This window comes from Actinoplanes couchii (assembly GCF_016862075.1).
GTDB lineage: Bacteria > Actinomycetota > Actinomycetes > Mycobacteriales > Micromonosporaceae > Actinoplanes > Actinoplanes couchii.
Genome location: NZ_BOMG01000115.1, coordinates 45,126 through 61,689, shown reverse-complemented (window position 1 = coordinate 61,689; position 16,564 = coordinate 45,126). Strand labels below are relative to the sequence as shown.

Sequence of the window (16,564 nt, the reverse complement as noted above, 5' to 3'; positions counted from 1 at the left end):
TTACGTCGATCGGGTGGGTGCAGCCGGCGAGGACGCCGACCAGTTCCCCGGGCCCTGCTCCTGCGAGCGCCACACCTTTCCAGGACCGTTGCCGTCAGCACTATCATCTGCCGGGTGGATGACCGACCTGCCCTGGGCGATTTTCTCCGCCGGCGCCGGGAGCAGCTGGCTCCCGCCGAGGCCGGACTGCCGCCCCGGCCCGCCGGGCGCACGCCGGGCCTGCGGCGCGAGGAGGTGGCCGCGCTGGCCACCGTCTCGACCACCTACTACGAGCGCCTCGAACAGGGGCGGGGGCCGCGTCCGTCGTCCTCCGTGCTCGCCGCCCTCGCGGTCGCCCTGCGCCTGAACCCCGACGAGGAGGCCCACGTCTTCCGGCTGGCCGGACACTCCGCCCCGGCCCGGCAGCCCGGCCTGGAACCACCCGATCCGGGCCTGGTCTACCTGCTGGAAGCGATCGCGTCGACGACTCCGGCGTTCATCACCGACGAACTGGGCACGGTCCTGGCCCAGAACTGGCTGAACGTCTCCCTCTTCGGGCAGTTCGCCGGCCGGCCGTCGTGGGAGGCCAATCTGGTCTGGCACTGGTTCATGACACCGTCCTGGCGCGGCAGGCTGGACCCGTTCGAACAGCAGGAACAGACCGGCTTCGCGTACGTGTCGGATCTGCGTTTTGTCAGTGCCCAGCGCGGCCGGCCGGAGCTGGTCGACCGGCTGCTCGCCGAGAGCGCCGAGTTCCGGGGCATGTGGGAACGGCACGAGGTGGCGGCGCTGCACTGTTCGGCGAAGGTGGTGCACGACGAGCGGGTCGGCCGGCTCGACTTCGACTGCTCGATCGTCGCCAGCCCCGTAACGCGGCAGCGGATGCTCACCATGCAGCCCGTCGCCGGCACTCCGACCGCTGCCCGGCTGTCGTCCCTGCCCCGCACAGACCTGCCCCGCACAGACCTGCCCCGCACAGGTCTGCCCCGCACAAACGAGACGTGGTTGACGACGACGGGCGGCCCTAACGTTCCGGGACATGCGTAACGTCGTCTTCGTCCACGGTTTCTGGCACGGCTCCTGGTGCTGGAGCCCGGTCACCACCCGACTGGCCGCCCGGGACATCCCCTCGGTCGCCATCGATCTCGCTCCCGGCGCGGTGACCGCCCGGTCGGCCGCCGACAACCTGATCGAGCAGCTCGAACCGCTCGGGCCCAGCGTGGTCGTCGCCCACAGCATGGGCGGCGTGACGGCCACCGCCGCCGCCGAGAAGGCGCCCCACCTTTTTGAGCACCTGATGTACGTCGCGGCCTTCGCCCCCGTCGGCGGGCTCCCCGCGGTGACCGACATCTTCTCCCCCGAGAACGAGGGTGACCTGGTCAAGCCGCTCTTCGCCGGCGATCCGGCCGAGCTCGGTTCGCTGCGTATCCGCACCGACGAACCCCAGCCGCTGATCGACGCCTTCTACGACGACGTCGACCCGGCCACCGCGGCCGCCGCGATCGCCATGCTCCGCACCGACGAACCGCTGGGCATCCCCGGCGAGGCGTTCCCGGTGACGCCGGCCCGGTACGGCGCGGTCCCACACAGCTACGTGGTGACCGCCCGGGACCGCGCCGTCCTGCCCGCCCTGCAGCACCGCCTGGTCAAGGAGATCGACACCGTCTCCGCCGCACCGACGTCAGTCGTCACGCTCGACTGCGCGCACTCACCGTTCCTGTCCCAGCCCTCCGCCCTCGCCGACGCCATCGCAGCCGTCTACTGACCTCCGGGATCACCAAGGTCCGCGACATTCTGGCTGTCAGCCGCTCGGCACCGGCTCGCACTGGTGCGAGTTCGTGGCCGCCGAGCGGCAAACGGTTGTCCAGGGTGGATCCCGAACACGACTGCATGATCTCCTTACCGCATGCGGATCGAGCAGCACCAGGAACATCCCATCGCACCCGGCGAAGATCTGCTCGCCCGACCAGGATCAACCGGAGCCCGGTGGCCGATCGCCCTCGTGGTGTTCGCTTCGGTCGTGCTGCTCTACGGGGTCGTGCTTCCGGGCGGCTACCTGACCTGGCTGTGGATCGCCATGGTGTTGTGGACGGTGGCCGTGGTGGGCTGGGTGCTGTCGTTGCGCGGCCGGTCGTGGGTGGTCCGGTCGGTGCTGCCGGTAGTGTCCGTCCTGACGATGGTGGTGGCGTGTTCGGGTGTGTCCGGCCGGGCGCTGTTCCGGTTCCACCGGTCCGGGCTGGAGCAGTTGGCGATGTCACCGTACGGCGCGAGCCACGGCCTGTACCGTTTCTCGGCCGTGTGGAGCCACGACGGATGCACGGCCTACGTGACGAAGGACAGCGGCTTGTCGTATTTCGCCGGCCTGACACGGTGCGACGCCGGCGTGCAGCCGTCACCCCGGATGGGAGACACCGCGGGCGACGCCGTGTTCGAGCCGCTCGGTGACGGCTGGTTCGCGTTCGCCGTACCGCGTTCCGTCTCCCGCCCCTGGGGCTTCAACCCGTTCGACGTCCGGGCCAACACCGCGGTCTGACCTCGTCAGATCGGTGGGGGCAGAGATCGGCACGTCTCCCGGCTCGACGGCGTTGAGCCCGTCGCCGTTCAGCACGGCGAGGGTGGGCCGGTCGTCGTGGGGGTCGGCCGTGCGGCTCACTCAGCCATGATGGGGGTGTCACTCTCATTCGTGCGCCGATCCCAGCCACCACTTTTTACTTGCATGTTCAAGTAAATGCCGCTAGCTTTCGCTCAACTGTTTAAGCAAACGAATGCGGAGATGACGATGGCTGCCCAGGATTCCACGCTGGTTGCCCAGCAGACGACCCCGCTCCGGGTGGCGGGTGGCATCGCCCTCGCGGCCATCGGCTCGGTCGCCGTCAACGCGGTCATCGCCATGCTGGCCCACGCCGCCGGGGCGAGCGACGAGTTCATGCCCTTGACGATCGGCGCGTACGGATTTCTGTCCGTCGTCGGTGTCCTGATCGCCGCGATCGGCTGGGCCGTGATCCGTCGCGCGGCGAAGCAGCCGGCCGCGGTGTTCCGGTGGCTGGTGCCGACGATCGTCGTGGTGTCGCTCATCCCCGACGTGCTGCTGCTGACCGGCGAGGGGCAGCCCGGCACCGGCATCGTCGCCGTCGTCGCGCTGATGCTGATGCACGTCGCGGTGGCAGCGGTGGCGGTCCCGATCTTCCGCCGGGTGATGCCGCTGCCGCGCTGATGCCACGCCCAGCCGGCGAAGGCCGGCTTACAGGATGTGACCTGTGGTCGCGTCGACGTGGGCGGGCACCTCGTCGTGCCGGTCGCCGACGGTGAGAGTGCCGGACGGCTCGACCATCAGGATCGACGCGCCCGTCTGCGACGACGGCTTGTGCTCGGTGCCGCGGGAAACGGTGAAGACGTCCCCGCGGCGCAGCAGCACCGTGCGGTCGCGCAGGGCGATGGTCAGCTCGCCGTCCAGGACCAGGAAGAACTCGTCGGTGTGGTCGTGGACGTGCCAGACATGCTCGCCGTGCACCTTCGCGACGCGGATGTCGTAGTCGTTGACGCGGGCGACGATGCGCGGGCTCCACAGTTCGGTGAAGGACGCCAGGGCGGTGGTCAGGGAGATCGGTTCGGTCACGGCTTCATCGTGGGCCTTTGCGTGGATACGCCGTGAGTGCTAGGAATCGCAGGTGTCGCAAGAATCCTCGCATCGGGTGGTGGCGCTGGTCGACGACGGTTCGAACCCGTTCGAGCTGGGCTGCGTCACCGAGATCTTCGGTATCAGCCGTCCCGAACTGGGCCGTGACCTCTACGACTTCCGGCTCTGTGCGGCCACCCGCAGCACCCGGATGCGGGACGGCTTCTTCCGGTTGAGCGGGGTCGCGCCGCTCAGTGCGGTCGACGAGGCGGACACGGTGATCGTGCCGAACCGGCCCGACATCGAGGTGCCACGGCGCCGGGCCGTTCTGGACGCGATCCGGCGGGCGCACGCACGAGGCGCCCGGCTCATCGGGCTGTGCAGTGGGGCGTTCACCCTGGCCGAGGCGGGGGTGCTGGACGGGCGGCGGGTCACCGCCCACTGGCAGTGGGCTGATCGGTTCCGGTCGCGTTTTCCCGGCGTACGGATGGAGCTGGATGTTCTGTTCGTCGACGACGGTGACATCCTCACCGCGGCCGGGAGTGCCGCGGCTCTTGATCTGGGGTTGCACGTGGTGCGGCGTGACCATGGCGCCGAGGTGGCCAACGCGGTCAGCCGCCGGCTGGTGTTCGCGCACCGTGACGGCGGTCAGCGGCAGTTCGTGGAGCGGCCGATCCCGGCGGTCCCGGACGAGTCGCTGGGCCCGCTGCTGGCATGGGTCCAGGAGCATCTCGACCGACCGCTGACCGTCGCCGACCTGGCCGGGCGGCTGGCGGTGAGCGCGGCGACGCCGCACCGGCGGTTCCGCACCGAGTTGGGCACCACCCCGCTGGCCTGGCTGACCGCCGAACGGGTCGCGCTCGCCTGCCGCCTGCTGGAACGCGGCGAGCCCCGCCTCGAGGTGGTGGCCCGCCGCAGCGGTCTCGGCACCGCGACGAACCTGCGGGCGCTGCTACGCCGGGAGACCGGCCTGACGCCGACCGAGTACCGCCGCCGCTTCACCACCGCACTCACCGTCGAGTTTCCGGATCGTCTCGGCCGGCCACGCGGTCGGAACGGCGCTGACTGAGGTAGTCGCGGACCTCCCAGACGAAGAGCAGCAGCCAGGTCATGACGGCGATCGCGCCCATCCACAGCCGCCACCCGCCTTTCTCCACCACCTCCAGCAGATAAAAAACGGTAATCAGAAAGAAACCGGTGGTGCGGAGAAGTTCCCGGCCGGTGACGTTCGGGCGGCGGCTCATGCCGACGACGGTAGGCGGCCGCCACAAGACCCATCGATGGATACGGCGACCGGCTCGGTGTCGCACGCGCGACCGGCACGTCGCACCCGGCATCATCGCCCGGGTCGGCGGACGGGCAGGTGAACCCGGCACGGAACGGCCGGTTCTTGGCTATGACGGTCGTATTCGGCTCCACCAAGGCGGCTTGACCTGGCCCCACCCGCGAGTGACTTTCCCGCACGAATGGGTGATGTCGGCTTGAAGTGGCCCCACCTGCGGTGTTGCGCTTTAAGTCCTGAGTGTGCTCGCCGTTGTTGGGGGCGCCCGTGTCGTTGACCAAGGTCGAACTGTTCCGCCGAATCCGTTCTGACGCGGTGCTCGAAGAGCTCTCGATCCGGGCGCTGGCGCGTAAGCACGGGGTGCACCGCCGGTTTGTCCGCGAAGCACTGACCTCAGCTGAGCCGGCGCCGCGTCGGCAGCCGGTTCGCCGGTCACCGCGGTTGGATCCGGTGAAGAAGACGATCGACGAGTGGCTGCGGGCGGATCTGGAAGCACCGCGCAAGCAGCGGCATACCGCTCGGCGGATCAAGGACCGGCTGGCGGAAGAGCTGAAAGCCGACGTCCCGTACTCGACGGTGCGTGACTACGTGTCGACGCGACGCGGGCAGATCGCGGCGGAGGCGGGTGCGCCGATGGACGGGTTCATCATCCGGCACAACCGGCCCGGCGCCGACGCTGAGGTCGACTTCGGTGAGGTCGTGATCTGCCTGGCCGGGACCATGACCCGCTGCCACCTGTTCGCGTTCCGGTTGGCCTACTCCGGCCTGTCGGTGCATCGCGTGACGGTGTCCTGCGGGCAGGAAACGTTCCTCGAAGGACACGAATACGCCTTCGAGTTGATCGGTGGGATCCCGGTCGGGCAGATCCGCTATGACAACTTGAGCTCGGCAGTACGCCGGGTAGTCTTCCGGAGCCGATCGAGGATGGAAAACCCCAGGTGGGAGGCTTTCCGAGAGCATTACGGTTTCACGGCCTTCTATTGCATTCCCGGGTTGGAAGGCGCTCATGAGAAGGGTGGCGTCGAAGGCCAGGTCGGCTACTACCGCCGCAACCGGCTGACCCCTGTCCCTGTCGTCGCCACCCTGGAAGAGCTGAACCAGCGGCTGGCGGTTGCCGATCTGGCCGACCGGGACCGCAAGATCCGGCTCCGGTCGAGGACTATCGGTGAGGACTTCGCCGCCGAGGCCGTGCTGCTGGCCCGGCTGCCGGCGGAGAAGTTCGGGGCCTCTCTGACGCTGCGGCCGCGGGTCGATCGCGAGGCGACGGTGACGGTCCGGATGAACGACTACTCGGTCCCGGCCCGGTTCATCGGCCGCAAGCTGCAGGTCACGCTCGGCACCACCGAAGTGGTCATCGCCGACGGCCGCACCGAGATCGCCCGGCATCCCCGCCTGCCCGGACGCGGTGGTCAGCGGCTGCTGCTGGATCACTACCTGGAGATCCTGCTGCGCAAACCCGGAGCCCTCGCCGGGTCGGAAGCCCTCGACCAAGCTCGCCGGGAAGGCACCTTCACCGCCGATCATGAAGCCTTCTGGACGGCGGCGAAGGCCGCCACCGACGAGGCCACCGGCACCCGGCAACTGATCCAGGTCCTGCTGCTGCACCGGCATCTGCGCAGCCAGGACGTGTCCGCCGGCATCCGGGCCGCCCTCAGCGTCGGCGCCGCTACCGCCGACATCGTCGCGGTCGAGGCTCGCAAAGCCGCCCAGAACGCCGGGCCCTCACCGACGATCACGGCCGGTCGGCCGCCGGCACCACCGCCTCCACCGCCACCACCGGCGGTCACCGAACGAACCCTGCAGAGAGTGGCACGGTTGCCCGCCGATCATCGGCCGCCACCGGACCTGAACCGCTGGGACCAGCTGTTACACCACCGGAGAAAGGAATCATCGTGAGCCGTGTTCCCCGAGCCATGACCGAAAGCGCCGCCGACGCGGCGATCGAGACCTCCTGCCGGGTCCTGCACCTGCCCACGGTCCGCAGCCAGTTCTCCGACCTGATCACCCGCGCCGAACGCGACCAGCTCAGCTATCGCGGCCTGCTCGCCGAACTCCTGATGGCCGAATGCGAGGAACGCGACCGGCGCCGGTCCCAGCGACGGCTGCAAGCCGCGGGTTTCCCCCGCCAGAAATGGCTCAGCGACTTCGACTACACCGCCAACCCGAGCATCAACCCCGCCCTGATCAACAACCTGGCCAACTGCGACTGGGTCCGCTCCGGCCAGCCGCTCTGCCTGATCGGTGACTCCGGCACCGGTAAATCACACCTGCTCATCGGTCTCGGCTCCGCGGCCGCGATGGCCGGGTTCCGGGTCCGCTACACCCTCGCCGCGAAGCTGGTCAACGAACTGGTCGAAGCCGCCGACGACCGCCAGCTGACCAAGACCATCGCCCGCTACGGACGCGTCGACCTGCTCTGCATCGACGAACTGGGGTATCTCGAACTTGACCGCCGCGGCGCAGAGATGCTGTTCCAAGTCCTGACCGAACGCGAAGAGAAGAACAGCGTCGCCATCGCGTCCAACGAATCCTTCTCCGGCTGGACCCGCACCTTCACCGACCCCCGGCTCTGCGCAGCGATCGTCGACCGGCTCACCTTCAACGGCACGATCATCGAGACCGGCACCGACTCCTACCGACTCTCCAGAACCGCCGCGAAACAACCCGCCACCAGCAAATCCTGACCGGCACGCCGCCGGACCGGCCACGAAAGACTGAAACCGGCCCGCAGGTGGGGCCACTTCAAGCCGTTCTGGTGGAGCCGATTCAAACCGTCATGAACCGCACGAGTGGGGCCAGGTCAAGCCGCCTTGGTGGAGCCGAATACAACCGTCATAGCCAGGTTCTCGGTTAGCTTGCCGAGCATGGATCAACGTACGCGCGAATTCGTCTCCGCCTTTCAGGTTTTTCTCGACGAGGTCGTGGCAGGCCATCGGGAGAACGCTCAGCAGGGTGACGACCGGGCTCTCGATCCGGTGCTGACGGCGCATCTCGGGGTCGATCCGCGGGAGGTCGCAGATCACCGAAGGCATCCCGCACCTGGCCGATACCGAGGTCATCGCGCGACTCCTGGTCACCGAACATACCGATGAGCTCGCGCATCCGTTGCTGGTCCGCGCGTGAACTGTCGAGCCAGGCAAGTTGTGAAGGCATGATCAACCACCTCCCGCCACCAGCAGTATTCCGCCGAACGGGTGTATCTACGGCCTGACTGCAGAAATCGGCCCGCCCTCAGTGCTGCAGTTTGTAAGTTACTTCGGGGTTACGAGGACAGTCGTGTGCGGCAGGCTGGTGGCCGCAGCCGGAGGGCTCCTGGAGGTTGGGCTCTTTCTGTTCGTGTCGCTCGATCCGAGCCGGCTGACCAGTGGTTGTGGCAGCGGGTAGCCGCCACACCCTCAATGGCCCGTGACGCCGTCGATGAGTCCGCGAAGGATGTCTGCGTGCCGGGTGGTTTCGCAGGTCATGTGAGCCAGGGCCCAACGAAGCGTACGGGGCTCCTCGTTCACGGACTGGGCGGTGCGGAAGTCTAGGTCACCGGCCGCGCGGACGTACACGTCACTGTCGCCGATGGTGGTGCGGTAGTCGGCAATGACCCGTTCGGCAGGCTGATCCTCAGCGACCGTCATGCCGATGCTGGCATCAGCATACCGGGGGGTGCCGGCCACTGTGTCTCCGAACCAGTACCGCTCGGCGCCGGTCAGGTGCTGGACCAGCCCGAGCAGCGTCGTATCGGACATCACCAGGCGGCGTCGCAACTTCTCCTCATCCAGCCCTTCCAGCTTCTTCAGGACGCAGAACCGGCTGAAGGAAAGAAACGCCAGTGTGGCTTTGGTCGTCAGTTTGCGGGCTCTGGCGCGAACTATTGTGATAGAGATTCGTCGTTCTCCCGATGTGAAGCCGCAGGTGTGGCTTGCTTCTATGTCAGGTGTAAGAGCCCGGCTTGCGTCGTTCGGAAGCCGCATTTGTTGAGGTAGAAGGGTTGCAGGTGGGCTTCGAAGTCGACGTGCAGCCGTTCGCATCCAGCGGCGCGGGCCTCGTCGGCTGCGGCTTGGACGAGACGGGTGCCGACGCCGTGGTGTTGGCGGTCCGGGTCGACCGTGGTGTCAAGTGCTAGGAATCGCGGATGTCGCAAGAATCCTCGCACGGGGTGGTGGCGCTGGTCGACGACGGTTCGAACCCATTCGACCTGGGCTGCGTCACCGAGACTTTCGGTATCAGCCGTCCCGAACTGGGCCGTGACCTCTACGACTTCCGGCCCCGACCCTGGCCGACCTCGCGGCCGGGTTCGGTACCGAACCCGGCCTGTTGCGGACGTTGCGCGCGGCCCGGCACATGGCCCGCTGAGCGGATCACCCCTGAAGCAGGGCGGCCATCTCGGGTAGCTTGAAGAATTCCGCCGTGGCCACCGCGGAGGGTGCGCCGCCGTCCGGGTCGGCGCCCGCACCGAGCAGCGCCGTCACCATCGCGGCGTTCTGCCGGAACACCGCGGCGGCCAAGGCGGTCTGACCCCGGTCGTTGACACGGCCGGGGTCCGCACCCAGCTCCAGCAGCGCGGTCACCGTGGCCGGATGGTTGTGGTAGGCCGCCAGGATCAGCAGCGTGTCGCCTTTGGCGTTGGTGAGGTTGACCGGCAGCCCGGCCGCGACCTGGCCCGCCAATTCCTCGGTGTCCCCGGAACGCGCCAGGTCGAACATGCGGTTGGCGAACGCGATCGTCTCTTCATCCAGCTCGGGCACTCCAGCAGCCTATCCATGGGGCGGGAGTCCGCAACCGGGGACTCAGGCGGCCGGGCCGGCGGTCGGCGAAGGTGGGCGCCTGCCGGACTTCAGGATCCGTCGGCGGTGGTCCGGCCGGACGGCTCCGTCACGGGCCGGTCGCCGCTGGGATCGTGGCTGCCGCCCGCCGCGGTGGCCGGGTCGGCGTCCTCGGTTCGCTGTTCGGTGTCCGGGTGCTCTTCGGGCCGGTGGGTTTCGGGCTGCCGCGGGTCCGTCATCGTGGCGCTCCTCTCATCGTGTAGCGGCCGGTGTACCCGACACGGATGGTGCCAAACGGACCCGGCCTGCAGCGATTCGAGCCCGGCACAGTTCACCGACGAGGATGCTGCCGCTGGTCGACGGGTGGCCGCGTTGCACGATCGAGGACGTCTACGCCGGTCTGTGCTGCCACGCGGCCGAGACGGGCACGTCCCTGAGCGTGGTGGCCGGTGACGTACTCAAGGATGATCTTTGAACTGCCGATGGTCGCGGTCGCGACGGAGGTAGTCGCGGACTTCGGAAACCAGGATCAGCAGCCAGAACACGGCGCCGATCGCGCCCATCCACAGCCGCCACCCGCCTTTCTCGACCACCTCCAGCAGATAGAAAACGGTTACCAGAAAGAAACCGGTGGTGTGGAGAAGGTCCCGGCCGGTGACGCTCGGGCCGCGGCTCATGCCGGGACCACTTGCGCGACCCGGGCGGCGATCACCGGCACCCGACGCCCGGCCCGCGCCGGCTCGTGCGCCACGCTCAGCCCGATCACACCGGCCCCGACGACCACCACCGCGCCCATGCCGACGACGGTAGGCGACCCCCACAAGACCCGTCGATGGGTATGGCGGACGGGTGGGTGAACCCGGCACGGAACGGCCCGTTCTCGGTTAGCTTGCCGAGCATGGATCAACGTACGCGCGAATTCGTCTCTGCCTTTCAGGTCTTTCTCGACGAAGTGGTGGCAGCTCACCGGCAGAACACCCAGCAGGACGATGATCGGGCCCTCAATCCGGTGTTGCAGGAGCATCTCGGGGTCGATCCGCGGGAGGTCGCGGTGGTCAGTGAGGAGGTGCCGGGGTACCGGTTCGTGGATCTGGACGTGGCGCTCGCCGAGATCCAGGACCGGGGCGGGCCGGCGCAGCTGCTCGGGATCGGTGGTGGGGAGCAGCGTAATCATCATTCGCTGGGTGAGCTGCTGGAGATGGGCGGGCGGTTCGGGCAGTTCCCGATCGGTGCGGTGGACTACGCGAGTGTCGCGACCGGGCCGGCGACCACCCGGGAGGCGGTGTCGTTCGGGCTGCGGCTGTTCACGTACGCGGGTGGGCCGGTCGTGGTGTTGCAGCGGGCCGCGGCCGCCCGGTACGGGGCGCCGAACGGGCGGATGGAGATCCTGTGCCCGGCGGCGGGTGGTGCGGCGGCGCTCATCGCCGAGGTGCGGGAGCTGATGGTGCGCCGGTCGGTGCTGCGCGGTCAGGTGCTGACGCTCGGCGGTTCGGATTTCGAGCCGGGGATCGGCGGCATCACCTTCCAGCAGCGGCCGGAGCTGGCGCCGGACGACATCGTGCTGCCCGACGGCCTGCTCGACCGGCTGCACCGGCACGTCGCCGGGGTGGCGCGGCACCGGGACCGTCTGCGGGCCGCCGGGCAACACCTCAAACGCGGGCTGCTGCTGTACGGTCCACCCGGCACCGGGAAGACCCACACCGTGCGGTACCTGCTCGGGGCGTTGCCGGAGCTGACCGTGGTGCTGCTGTCGGGGCCGTCGATCCAGTTCGTCACCGACGCGGCGCGGATGGCACGGGCGCTGCAACCGGCGCTGGTCGTCCTGGAGGACTGTGACCTGGTCGCGGAGAACCGAGATTTCGGGTCGGGCGGGCAACCGCTGCTGTTCGAGGTCCTCGAAGCGCTGGACGGGCTCAGTGACGACGCCGACGTGGCGTTCCTGCTGACCACGAACCGGGTCGAGGTCCTGGAGCCGGCCCTGGCACAGCGCCCGGGGCGGGTGGATCTCGCGGTCGAGGTGCCGCTGCCGGATCAGCGGGCCCGGCGGTTACTGCTGCTGCGGTACGCCCGGCAGCTCACGCTGTCACCCACGGTCATCGACGAGGTGGCGACCCGGATCGAGGGCATGACGGCGTCGTTCATCAAGGAGCTGGTGCGCCGGGCGGTGCTGATCGCCGCGGAAGCCGACCGGGACACCACCGACGGTGACCTGACCACCGCGACGGACGAGATGCTCGACGAGGCGCACGGCATCACCCGGTCGTTGCTCGGTGGCGCCGACGCCTTCGACGAGCAGTGAGCGTGTCGGTCACGTCGCTGGGTGGGCCGCTGATCGTGGTTCCACGATCGGCGCTGCCCGCGTGGGGTGGTGGGGACACCGACGACTACGAGCGGGCGTGTGCGGTCGACGGCTACGTCGGCCTGATCCCGGTCGGCTCGCCGGCGGCGCTTGTCCTGGGTGACGAGCCGGCGAACACCACCTACCTGCCGGAAGAGCGATTGTTCGTACGATGGTTGGCGGCGTACGCGGAAAAGGATCTGATCGACGGCGCCCGCAGAGCCGTCGATGACGGCGTGCCGTGGGACATCGACGAGGACGTCCGCTGGGTGGTGGACGGGCCGGTCGTGTTGTTCGATGCGGCCTGGCCCGGCACGGAACTGGAGGACGACAACCATCTACTGATCGATCCGGGGCCGGGCACCTACCGGGTCCGGGCTACGTCATACACCGACGGCGACACGATGATGGTCCTCGTTCAGCTGACGGATGATCCGGACTGCTGAACGAGCCGGGCGGGGCCTGTCACGGCCGGTGGTTGAGGCACCATTGGCCGAGGTGCGTAAGCGCCCGGGCGTAGGGGCACAGTTGGTTCTGGGCGGTCAGTGCGGCGATGGTGACGGTCCGGCGGTGAGTCGTTCGGCGGCATGATCACCAGCGTTTCCGGCGGGCCGCACGCCATGCCGTCGCAGCTGTTCAGGTCGTAGGCCTCAAGGCCGGCGCCGAGGTAGTCCTCATTCCACCACCTGACGGCCGTCACCTCGGCCATCCACGCGTCGCCCGCTCCGCCTTGCCGGGGCCCATGCCGACAGCTTGCAGAATGCGATCCACTGAGGCATGTCAGCGGCCGCCGGTACCCGGGCGGCACCCGGCGAGATACCGCAGTCTCGCGGGGCCGAGTCCGAGAGGACGCTCACCACCGGGTTGTTCGGCGCGCCCGCACTGATACCGGATCCGAACCCCTCCGAGGAATCCGGGTGCCCGAATGATGATCGACGTTCCCCGATACAGGCCGAGGTCCCGACGCCCCCGTCAACAGAACTGGCTATTGGCCGGCACCCTGCTGGCCGTGGTCGCCGCCGTGCTCCTGTCGCCACTACTGATGGCCCGAGCCGCCTCCGGCGACCTGCCCTGGGTCCAGCTCGCCAATGTGGGCCAGGCTTACGGCGGGGCTTCGGCCCTGCTGTCGGCAGCAGCCCTGTGTGGTGTGGTGGCATCTCTGCTCTTCCACCGTCGGCAGGTGCACCAGGAACTCGCCGAAATGGATCGCCAACAGCATCTCGAACTTATCAAACTGGCACTGGATAATCCGGAGTTTCTTGAAGTCCTCGATCCCAAGACAGCATCGACACCACATGCCCGACAGGAATTATTTATCAACTTGATGATGATGTATTGGCTCGCGGTATGGGAGCTGGGAGTAGTGGATGAAACCGAACTCCGAGCCATGGTCGCCGACCTATTCAGCAGCGAGATATCCCGATCCTGGTGGGCCCGCGTCGGGCGCATATGGATCGATACGAGGAATAATCGGGAGCGTCGCCGGTTCGTGTCGATCGTTTCCGGGGAGTTCACTCGGGCTCAACTCTCGCCACCGTTCACGCCACCCAAGACAACATCATCCCGTCATGAACTGGAACTGATCGCGATTGTGGCGCTGGCAGGCGGCCTGCTCATCGCGTTCGCTCGATCAGCTCGCCGGCCCCGGCGATGAGAATCGACCCGACTTGAGGTCATCCAGGAACGCCGTCCACAACGATGGGGAGAACGTGAGGGTTCCCCCCATAGGATTCTTGGAATCCCGAACCAGAATCTGGCTTGCGCCGTAGCTCCCGCCCCGAGCCACTTCGACGCAGGCACCATTGGCCACCGAATACGAACTTTTCTGCCAAGTCGTTCTCATCATCAATCCAATCACTGGTTTCATGGAACCATCGAAGCGTGAGCAGCTCCCAACATACCCAGTTCGCCAGGTGGCAACGAATCATTCAACCCATCAGGCGATAACCGCCTGGCGCCATGTCCAGTGTCAACAAAGTGACGGCTGGGGCAGGGGTCGGAGGTCCTGCTTGATCGACGAGCCGGCGGGCCGTGGCCGCCGCGGTCAGCCGGCGCCGGCTGACCCGCCGTTAGGTGCTCAGATGTCGTCGCGGAAGCTGTACAGCATGAGCCAGTGGTCACGTTCGGGATCGTGCAGCATCTCGATGTCGAACGTCGTCCACCCTCGGGTGGGATGACGCATCCGTTTCACCGCGGAACGCGTGGCCCCGACCTCGCCCCGTTCGAACCGGTCGCGGAAGGTCGCGCTGGTCGCCATGAGTTCGGCACGCAGGGAGCGAAGATAGCCGTCGCCGGGATAACGGCTGAGCGCGCTGCGCAGCTCCGCGGCCGCGATCCGGGTGAGCTGCTTCGCGCCGTCGTCGCCGATCAGCTCGGGCAGTGCCTCGGCGGTGAAGATCTGATAGACGATGTTCCGCTCGTACCGGCCGGCGGTCTTCAAAGGTTTGAGCAGTTCGGCAGCGGCGGCATTTACGGCCAGCAGGTCCAGTCGGCCGTCGTGCACGGTGACCGGCATCGTGTCGTCCAGGCCGCGTAGCAGTCGCGCCAGGCCGGGCCGGATGACGGCATCCGGTGACTCGAGCTCCGGGGGCGTCTCGCCGGCGAGCCGGAACAGATGGTTCCGCTCGGCGGCGGACAGTTCGAACGCACCCGCCAACGCGGTGAGGACGTCACGCGACGGGCTCGGCGCCCGGCCCTGCTCCAGGCGGGTGTAGTACTCCACGGAAATGCCGGCGCTCTCGGCGATTTCCTGCCGGCGTAGCCCTGGGACACGCCGCCGTGACGATCGGCCCCCGCCCGGAACCGTCATCGCAGCTCGCCGGTAGCGCAGGTAGTCCGCGAACTCCGGCCGGTCACCGTTCGCCATGCCCGCCATTGTGCCGCTCCCGATCATCCGCCGGATCGGCGGACAAGGGGGGGGTAACGCCGGTACCAGTATCGGCTCGGTCTTCCTCCGCACGGCCGCGTCCCGCACATTTCGTGGCATCACTCTTCCCTTGGAGAACACCTCATGGCTGAAACCCAGACGCTCGACGTGGCTCGTGAGTTCATCCGGTCCGTCGAGGCGAAAGATCTCGACGCGGTCGACCGGACCCTGGCAGCTGACGCCCGGCAGCTGTTCCTGCACGATCGCGGGACCACCACTGCGGACGGCGTGGCGGACATCGTCGCCGGACGAAGCAAGGGATGGTGTGTCGCCGACGTCGCCGGGAAACAGCAGATCCTCGCCTACACCGAGGCCCTCTTCGCGAAGTTCGACCCACTCGTCTGGCGGGACCACCGGTGGACCGTGTCACCGGCCGGCACGGACGTCTTCTTCCATGGCACGGGTGACATGGTCGTGGCCCGCTCGGGAAAGGCCTACCGCAACACCTACCTGACGCGATTCACGGTCGAGAACGGCAAGATCACCAACATGTCCGAGTACGCCGACGCGTTCCTGTATGCCGGACTGTGGGTACGACCGAACGCGGCCGAGTTCCGTGCCCTCCTCCGCGCTCTGCGGCACCTCGCCGTCCACCGCTGATCGGTACCGGACGCGCTCAGCGACCAGGTGTCACCGGGTCCGAGCAGGACTCCTGTACCCGGGGCGTTCGGGACAGATCCAGGCTGTACACGTTGCCGGCCGGCTCGTCGAGGTCATCGCAGGTGGGGGCCTGGTCGACGAGTTCGGCAGCGGCCGGGTGCTCGGCGAGGACCGCATTGCCGGCCAGGACAGCCGCGTCGGCGGCGACCGCCGAGGAGCACGGCGCCACCTCGGCCTCGTCCCCGTCCTCCCCCGTTTCGGATCCTTCGGACTCGCAGCCGGCGACGGCGAGCGCCAGCAACACGGGAAGTACCAGACGGCGCATCGATGCACCTTGTTCTGATGGGATTCCGGTGTCGATGACTCGTTGCGTACCGGGTGCGCTCCTACCAGTTGCCGGCCGCCGAGTGGAAGCGGCGCGGCCACTGAGAAAACGCCCTACCCGTTCGAGGCACCGACCTGATCGCGGCGCAGCACCGCCAGGGCGCCGGACCAGGCGACCAGTTCGTCCAGGGTGGCCCCGAGCGCCTCGACCTGGAACGGGGCCGGGCGCAGGGTGGTGAACTCCTCGAAGTCCTGGTGGAAGGAGAGCGCCACCTGCGAGCGAACCGTGGCCAGTTGCAGCTCGGCGGCGATCAGGCGCAGGTGCTCGACGGCGCGGGCGGCACCGACCACGCCGTAGCCGACGAACGCGGCGGCCTTGTTGTTCCATTCGGCGTACAGGAAATCGATCGCGTTCTTGAGCACGCCGGTGGTCGAGTGGTTGTACTCCGGGGTGACGAAGACGTAGCCGTCGAAGCCGTCGACGACCCGCGACCAGTCCCTGGTGTGCTGATGGGCGTAGTGGCCGCCGGCCGCGGGCACCGGTTCGTCGAGGTGCGGCAACGGGTGATCGGCGAGGTCGACGATCTCGAAGGTGGCGTCGGTGCGCTGCCCGGCCTGGGCGAACACCCAGTCGGCGACGGCCCGGCCCTGCCGGCCCGGCCGGACGCTGCCGACGATGATGGCGATCCGGGTCATGTGGTGACTCCTGTTCTGCTGGTCACGACGCTTCGGCGCGCCGTGTTCA

25 protein-coding genes are annotated in these 16,564 nt (G+C 68.1%); 12 read left to right on the top strand and 13 right to left on the bottom strand.

Features of this window, described 5'->3' with window-relative positions; translation table 11 throughout:
- Positions 1-114 precede the first annotated feature (114 nt).
- From Aco03nite_RS46095 to Aco03nite_RS46080, 4 genes are all read left to right on the top strand, one after another.
- Positions 115-1,026: a helix-turn-helix transcriptional regulator gene (locus tag Aco03nite_RS46095; protein ID WP_203808302.1), complete on the top strand. Its 912-nt coding sequence runs from the start codon at positions 115-117 to the stop codon at positions 1,024-1,026.
- Positions 1,019-1,744, top strand: a complete 726-nt coding sequence (locus Aco03nite_RS46090; protein ID WP_203808300.1) for an alpha/beta fold hydrolase — start codon at positions 1,019-1,021, stop codon at positions 1,742-1,744. The genes Aco03nite_RS46095 and Aco03nite_RS46090 overlap by 8 nt, the downstream gene beginning before the upstream one ends.
- 141 nt (positions 1,745-1,885) lie before the next feature.
- Positions 1,886-2,512, top strand: coding sequence for a hypothetical protein (locus Aco03nite_RS46085; RefSeq protein WP_203808298.1), 627 nt, complete (start codon positions 1,886-1,888; stop codon positions 2,510-2,512).
- A gap of 246 nt (positions 2,513-2,758) precedes the next feature.
- A complete protein-coding gene (locus Aco03nite_RS46080) occupies positions 2,759-3,193 on the top strand; it encodes a DUF6069 family protein (protein WP_203808296.1) in 435 nt (144 codons plus the stop codon).
- 27 nt (positions 3,194-3,220) lie between these two features.
- Here the strand turns inward: Aco03nite_RS46080 and Aco03nite_RS46075 are convergent, their stop codons facing one another.
- On the bottom strand, positions 3,221-3,595 hold the full coding sequence (locus Aco03nite_RS46075) for a cupin domain-containing protein (protein WP_203808294.1): 375 nt from the start codon (positions 3,593-3,595) through the stop codon (positions 3,221-3,223).
- A gap of 52 nt (positions 3,596-3,647) precedes the next feature.
- On the opposite strand from Aco03nite_RS46075, the gene Aco03nite_RS46070 reads away from it, so the two are divergent.
- Positions 3,648-4,664, top strand: a complete 1,017-nt coding sequence (locus Aco03nite_RS46070; protein ID WP_203808292.1) for a GlxA family transcriptional regulator — start codon at positions 3,648-3,650, stop codon at positions 4,662-4,664.
- On the opposite strand, the gene Aco03nite_RS46065 is transcribed toward Aco03nite_RS46070, so the two are convergent.
- On the bottom strand, positions 4,606-4,839 hold the full coding sequence (locus tag Aco03nite_RS46065) for a hypothetical protein (RefSeq protein ID WP_203808290.1): 234 nt from the start codon (positions 4,837-4,839) through the stop codon (positions 4,606-4,608). The genes Aco03nite_RS46070 and Aco03nite_RS46065 overlap by 59 nt on opposite strands.
- 311 nt (positions 4,840-5,150) lie before the next feature.
- On the opposite strand from Aco03nite_RS46065, the gene istA reads away from it, so the two are divergent.
- Together istA and istB are read left to right on the top strand one after the other, a co-directional pair.
- Complete coding sequence (gene istA, locus Aco03nite_RS46060; protein ID WP_203808337.1) at positions 5,151-6,773, top strand: IS21 family transposase; 1,623 nt, start codon at positions 5,151-5,153, stop codon at positions 6,771-6,773.
- Positions 6,770-7,561, top strand: coding sequence for an IS21-like element helper ATPase IstB (istB, locus tag Aco03nite_RS46055; RefSeq protein WP_275415980.1), 792 nt, complete (start codon positions 6,770-6,772; stop codon positions 7,559-7,561). Before istA ends, istB begins: the two co-directional genes overlap by 4 nt.
- Before the next feature lie 166 nt (positions 7,562-7,727).
- Here the strand turns inward: istB and Aco03nite_RS54920 are convergent, their stop codons facing one another.
- The 5 genes from Aco03nite_RS54920 to Aco03nite_RS46035 form a co-directional block, all read right to left on the bottom strand.
- Positions 7,728-8,030 (bottom strand): DUF6361 family protein, encoded by a 303-nt coding sequence (locus tag Aco03nite_RS54920; protein ID WP_373872693.1) that lies wholly within the window; start codon positions 8,028-8,030, stop codon positions 7,728-7,730.
- A gap of 242 nt (positions 8,031-8,272) precedes the next feature.
- Positions 8,273-8,839 (bottom strand): DinB family protein, encoded by a 567-nt coding sequence (locus Aco03nite_RS46050; protein ID WP_203808288.1) that lies wholly within the window; start codon positions 8,837-8,839, stop codon positions 8,273-8,275.
- A complete protein-coding gene (locus Aco03nite_RS46045; RefSeq protein WP_203808286.1) occupies positions 8,794-9,021 on the bottom strand; it encodes a GNAT family N-acetyltransferase in 228 nt (75 codons plus the stop codon). The genes Aco03nite_RS46050 and Aco03nite_RS46045 overlap by 46 nt, the downstream gene beginning before the upstream one ends.
- Before the next feature lie 205 nt (positions 9,022-9,226).
- The gene (locus tag Aco03nite_RS46040; protein WP_203808333.1) at positions 9,227-9,571 is read right to left on the bottom strand and encodes an ankyrin repeat domain-containing protein; all 345 of its coding nucleotides are present in this window, start codon (positions 9,569-9,571) and stop codon (positions 9,227-9,229) included.
- 131 nt (positions 9,572-9,702) lie between these two features.
- Positions 9,703-9,870, bottom strand: a complete 168-nt coding sequence (locus tag Aco03nite_RS46035) for a hypothetical protein (protein ID WP_203808284.1) — start codon at positions 9,868-9,870, stop codon at positions 9,703-9,705.
- Positions 9,871-9,974: 104 nt separating this feature from the next.
- Between Aco03nite_RS46035 and Aco03nite_RS54450 the strand changes: the two genes are divergently transcribed.
- Entirely contained in the window at positions 9,975-10,106 is a 132-nt protein-coding gene (locus Aco03nite_RS54450; RefSeq protein WP_275415979.1) for a hypothetical protein, read from the top strand.
- On the opposite strand, the gene Aco03nite_RS46030 is transcribed toward Aco03nite_RS54450, so the two are convergent.
- Both Aco03nite_RS46030 and Aco03nite_RS54445 read right to left on the bottom strand, forming a co-directional pair.
- Positions 10,090-10,308 (bottom strand): hypothetical protein, encoded by a 219-nt coding sequence (locus Aco03nite_RS46030; RefSeq protein ID WP_203808282.1) that lies wholly within the window; start codon positions 10,306-10,308, stop codon positions 10,090-10,092. The two genes, Aco03nite_RS54450 and Aco03nite_RS46030, sit on opposite strands and share 17 nt — an antisense overlap.
- Positions 10,305-10,427 carry a hypothetical protein gene (locus Aco03nite_RS54445; RefSeq protein ID WP_275415978.1) on the bottom strand — a complete coding sequence of 41 codons (123 nt, stop codon included), beginning with the start codon at positions 10,425-10,427 and terminating at the stop codon, positions 10,305-10,307. The genes Aco03nite_RS46030 and Aco03nite_RS54445 overlap by 4 nt, the downstream gene beginning before the upstream one ends.
- 102 nt (positions 10,428-10,529) lie before the next feature.
- Here Aco03nite_RS54445 and Aco03nite_RS46025 point away from each other — a divergent pair, with 102 nt between their 5' ends.
- From Aco03nite_RS46025 to Aco03nite_RS46015, 3 genes are all read left to right on the top strand, one after another.
- Positions 10,530-11,930 carry an AAA family ATPase gene (locus Aco03nite_RS46025; RefSeq protein ID WP_203808280.1) on the top strand — a complete coding sequence of 467 codons (1,401 nt, stop codon included), beginning with the start codon at positions 10,530-10,532 and terminating at the stop codon, positions 11,928-11,930.
- 2 nt (positions 11,931-11,932) lie between these two features.
- Positions 11,933-12,415 (top strand): Imm21 family immunity protein, encoded by a 483-nt coding sequence (locus tag Aco03nite_RS46020; RefSeq protein ID WP_239145981.1) that lies wholly within the window; start codon positions 11,933-11,935, stop codon positions 12,413-12,415.
- A 479-nt stretch (positions 12,416-12,894) separates the two neighbouring features.
- Positions 12,895-13,623, top strand: a complete 729-nt coding sequence (locus tag Aco03nite_RS46015) for a DUF6082 family protein (protein ID WP_203808277.1) — start codon at positions 12,895-12,897, stop codon at positions 13,621-13,623.
- Here the strand turns inward: Aco03nite_RS46015 and Aco03nite_RS46010 are convergent.
- Both Aco03nite_RS46010 and Aco03nite_RS46005 read right to left on the bottom strand, forming a co-directional pair.
- Positions 13,600-13,812: a DUF397 domain-containing protein gene (locus tag Aco03nite_RS46010; RefSeq protein ID WP_307837682.1), complete on the bottom strand. Its 213-nt coding sequence runs from the start codon at positions 13,810-13,812 to the stop codon at positions 13,600-13,602. The genes Aco03nite_RS46015 and Aco03nite_RS46010 overlap by 24 nt on opposite strands.
- Positions 13,813-14,046: 234 nt before the next feature.
- Positions 14,047-14,835: a helix-turn-helix domain-containing protein gene (locus Aco03nite_RS46005; RefSeq protein ID WP_203808275.1), complete on the bottom strand. Its 789-nt coding sequence runs from the start codon at positions 14,833-14,835 to the stop codon at positions 14,047-14,049.
- A gap of 144 nt (positions 14,836-14,979) precedes the next feature.
- Between Aco03nite_RS46005 and Aco03nite_RS46000 the strand changes: the two genes are divergently transcribed.
- A complete protein-coding gene (locus Aco03nite_RS46000; protein ID WP_203808273.1) occupies positions 14,980-15,495 on the top strand; it encodes a nuclear transport factor 2 family protein in 516 nt (171 codons plus the stop codon).
- 16 nt (positions 15,496-15,511) lie between these two features.
- Here the strand turns inward: Aco03nite_RS46000 and Aco03nite_RS45995 are convergent, their stop codons facing one another.
- Positions 15,512-15,820, bottom strand: a complete 309-nt coding sequence (locus Aco03nite_RS45995) for a hypothetical protein (RefSeq protein ID WP_203808271.1) — start codon at positions 15,818-15,820, stop codon at positions 15,512-15,514.
- A 113-nt stretch (positions 15,821-15,933) separates the two neighbouring features.
- Positions 15,934-16,515, bottom strand: a complete 582-nt coding sequence (locus Aco03nite_RS45990) for an NADPH-dependent FMN reductase (protein WP_203808269.1) — start codon at positions 16,513-16,515, stop codon at positions 15,934-15,936.
- Between the last annotated feature and the right edge of the window lie 49 nt (positions 16,516-16,564).

Bases quoted from the DNA above. Each gene is read 5' to 3' on its own strand.
- Aco03nite_RS46010 (WP_307837682.1), bottom strand. From the start codon at position 13,812: ATGAGAACGACTTGGCAGAAAAGTTCGTATTCGGTGGCCAATGGTGCC.
- Aco03nite_RS46040 (WP_203808333.1), bottom strand. From the start codon at position 9,571: ATGTTCGACCTGGCGCGTTCCGGGGACACCGAGGAATTGGCGGGCCAG.
- Aco03nite_RS46030 (WP_203808282.1), bottom strand. From the start codon at position 10,308: ATGAGCCGCGGCCCGAGCGTCACCGGCCGGGACCTTCTCCACACCACC.
- Aco03nite_RS54920 (WP_373872693.1), bottom strand. From the start codon at position 8,030: ATGCCTTCACAACTTGCCTGGCTCGACAGTTCACGCGCGGACCAGCAA.
- Aco03nite_RS46080 (WP_203808296.1), top strand. From the start codon at position 2,759: ATGGCTGCCCAGGATTCCACGCTGGTTGCCCAGCAGACGACCCCGCTC.
- Aco03nite_RS45995 (WP_203808271.1), bottom strand. From the start codon at position 15,820: ATGCGCCGTCTGGTACTTCCCGTGTTGCTGGCGCTCGCCGTCGCCGGC.
- Aco03nite_RS46090 (WP_203808300.1), top strand. From the start codon at position 1,019: ATGCGTAACGTCGTCTTCGTCCACGGTTTCTGGCACGGCTCCTGGTGC.
- Aco03nite_RS54450 (WP_275415979.1), top strand. From the start codon at position 9,975: ATGCTGCCGCTGGTCGACGGGTGGCCGCGTTGCACGATCGAGGACGTC.
- Aco03nite_RS46025 (WP_203808280.1), top strand. From the start codon at position 10,530: ATGGATCAACGTACGCGCGAATTCGTCTCTGCCTTTCAGGTCTTTCTC.
- Aco03nite_RS45990 (WP_203808269.1), bottom strand. From the start codon at position 16,515: ATGACCCGGATCGCCATCATCGTCGGCAGCGTCCGGCCGGGCCGGCAG.
- Aco03nite_RS46000 (WP_203808273.1), top strand. From the start codon at position 14,980: ATGGCTGAAACCCAGACGCTCGACGTGGCTCGTGAGTTCATCCGGTCC.
- Aco03nite_RS46065 (WP_203808290.1), bottom strand. From the start codon at position 4,839: ATGAGCCGCCGCCCGAACGTCACCGGCCGGGAACTTCTCCGCACCACC.
- Aco03nite_RS54445 (WP_275415978.1), bottom strand. From the start codon at position 10,427: ATGGGCGCGGTGGTGGTCGTCGGGGCCGGTGTGATCGGGCTGAGCGTG.
- Aco03nite_RS46035 (WP_203808284.1), bottom strand. From the start codon at position 9,870: ATGACGGACCCGCGGCAGCCCGAAACCCACCGGCCCGAAGAGCACCCG.
- Aco03nite_RS46085 (WP_203808298.1), top strand. From the start codon at position 1,886: ATGCGGATCGAGCAGCACCAGGAACATCCCATCGCACCCGGCGAAGAT.
- Aco03nite_RS46005 (WP_203808275.1), bottom strand. From the start codon at position 14,835: ATGGCGAACGGTGACCGGCCGGAGTTCGCGGACTACCTGCGCTACCGG.
- Aco03nite_RS46050 (WP_203808288.1), bottom strand. From the start codon at position 8,839: ATGCGGCTTCCGAACGACGCAAGCCGGGCTCTTACACCTGACATAGAA.
- Aco03nite_RS46015 (WP_203808277.1), top strand. From the start codon at position 12,895: ATGATGATCGACGTTCCCCGATACAGGCCGAGGTCCCGACGCCCCCGT.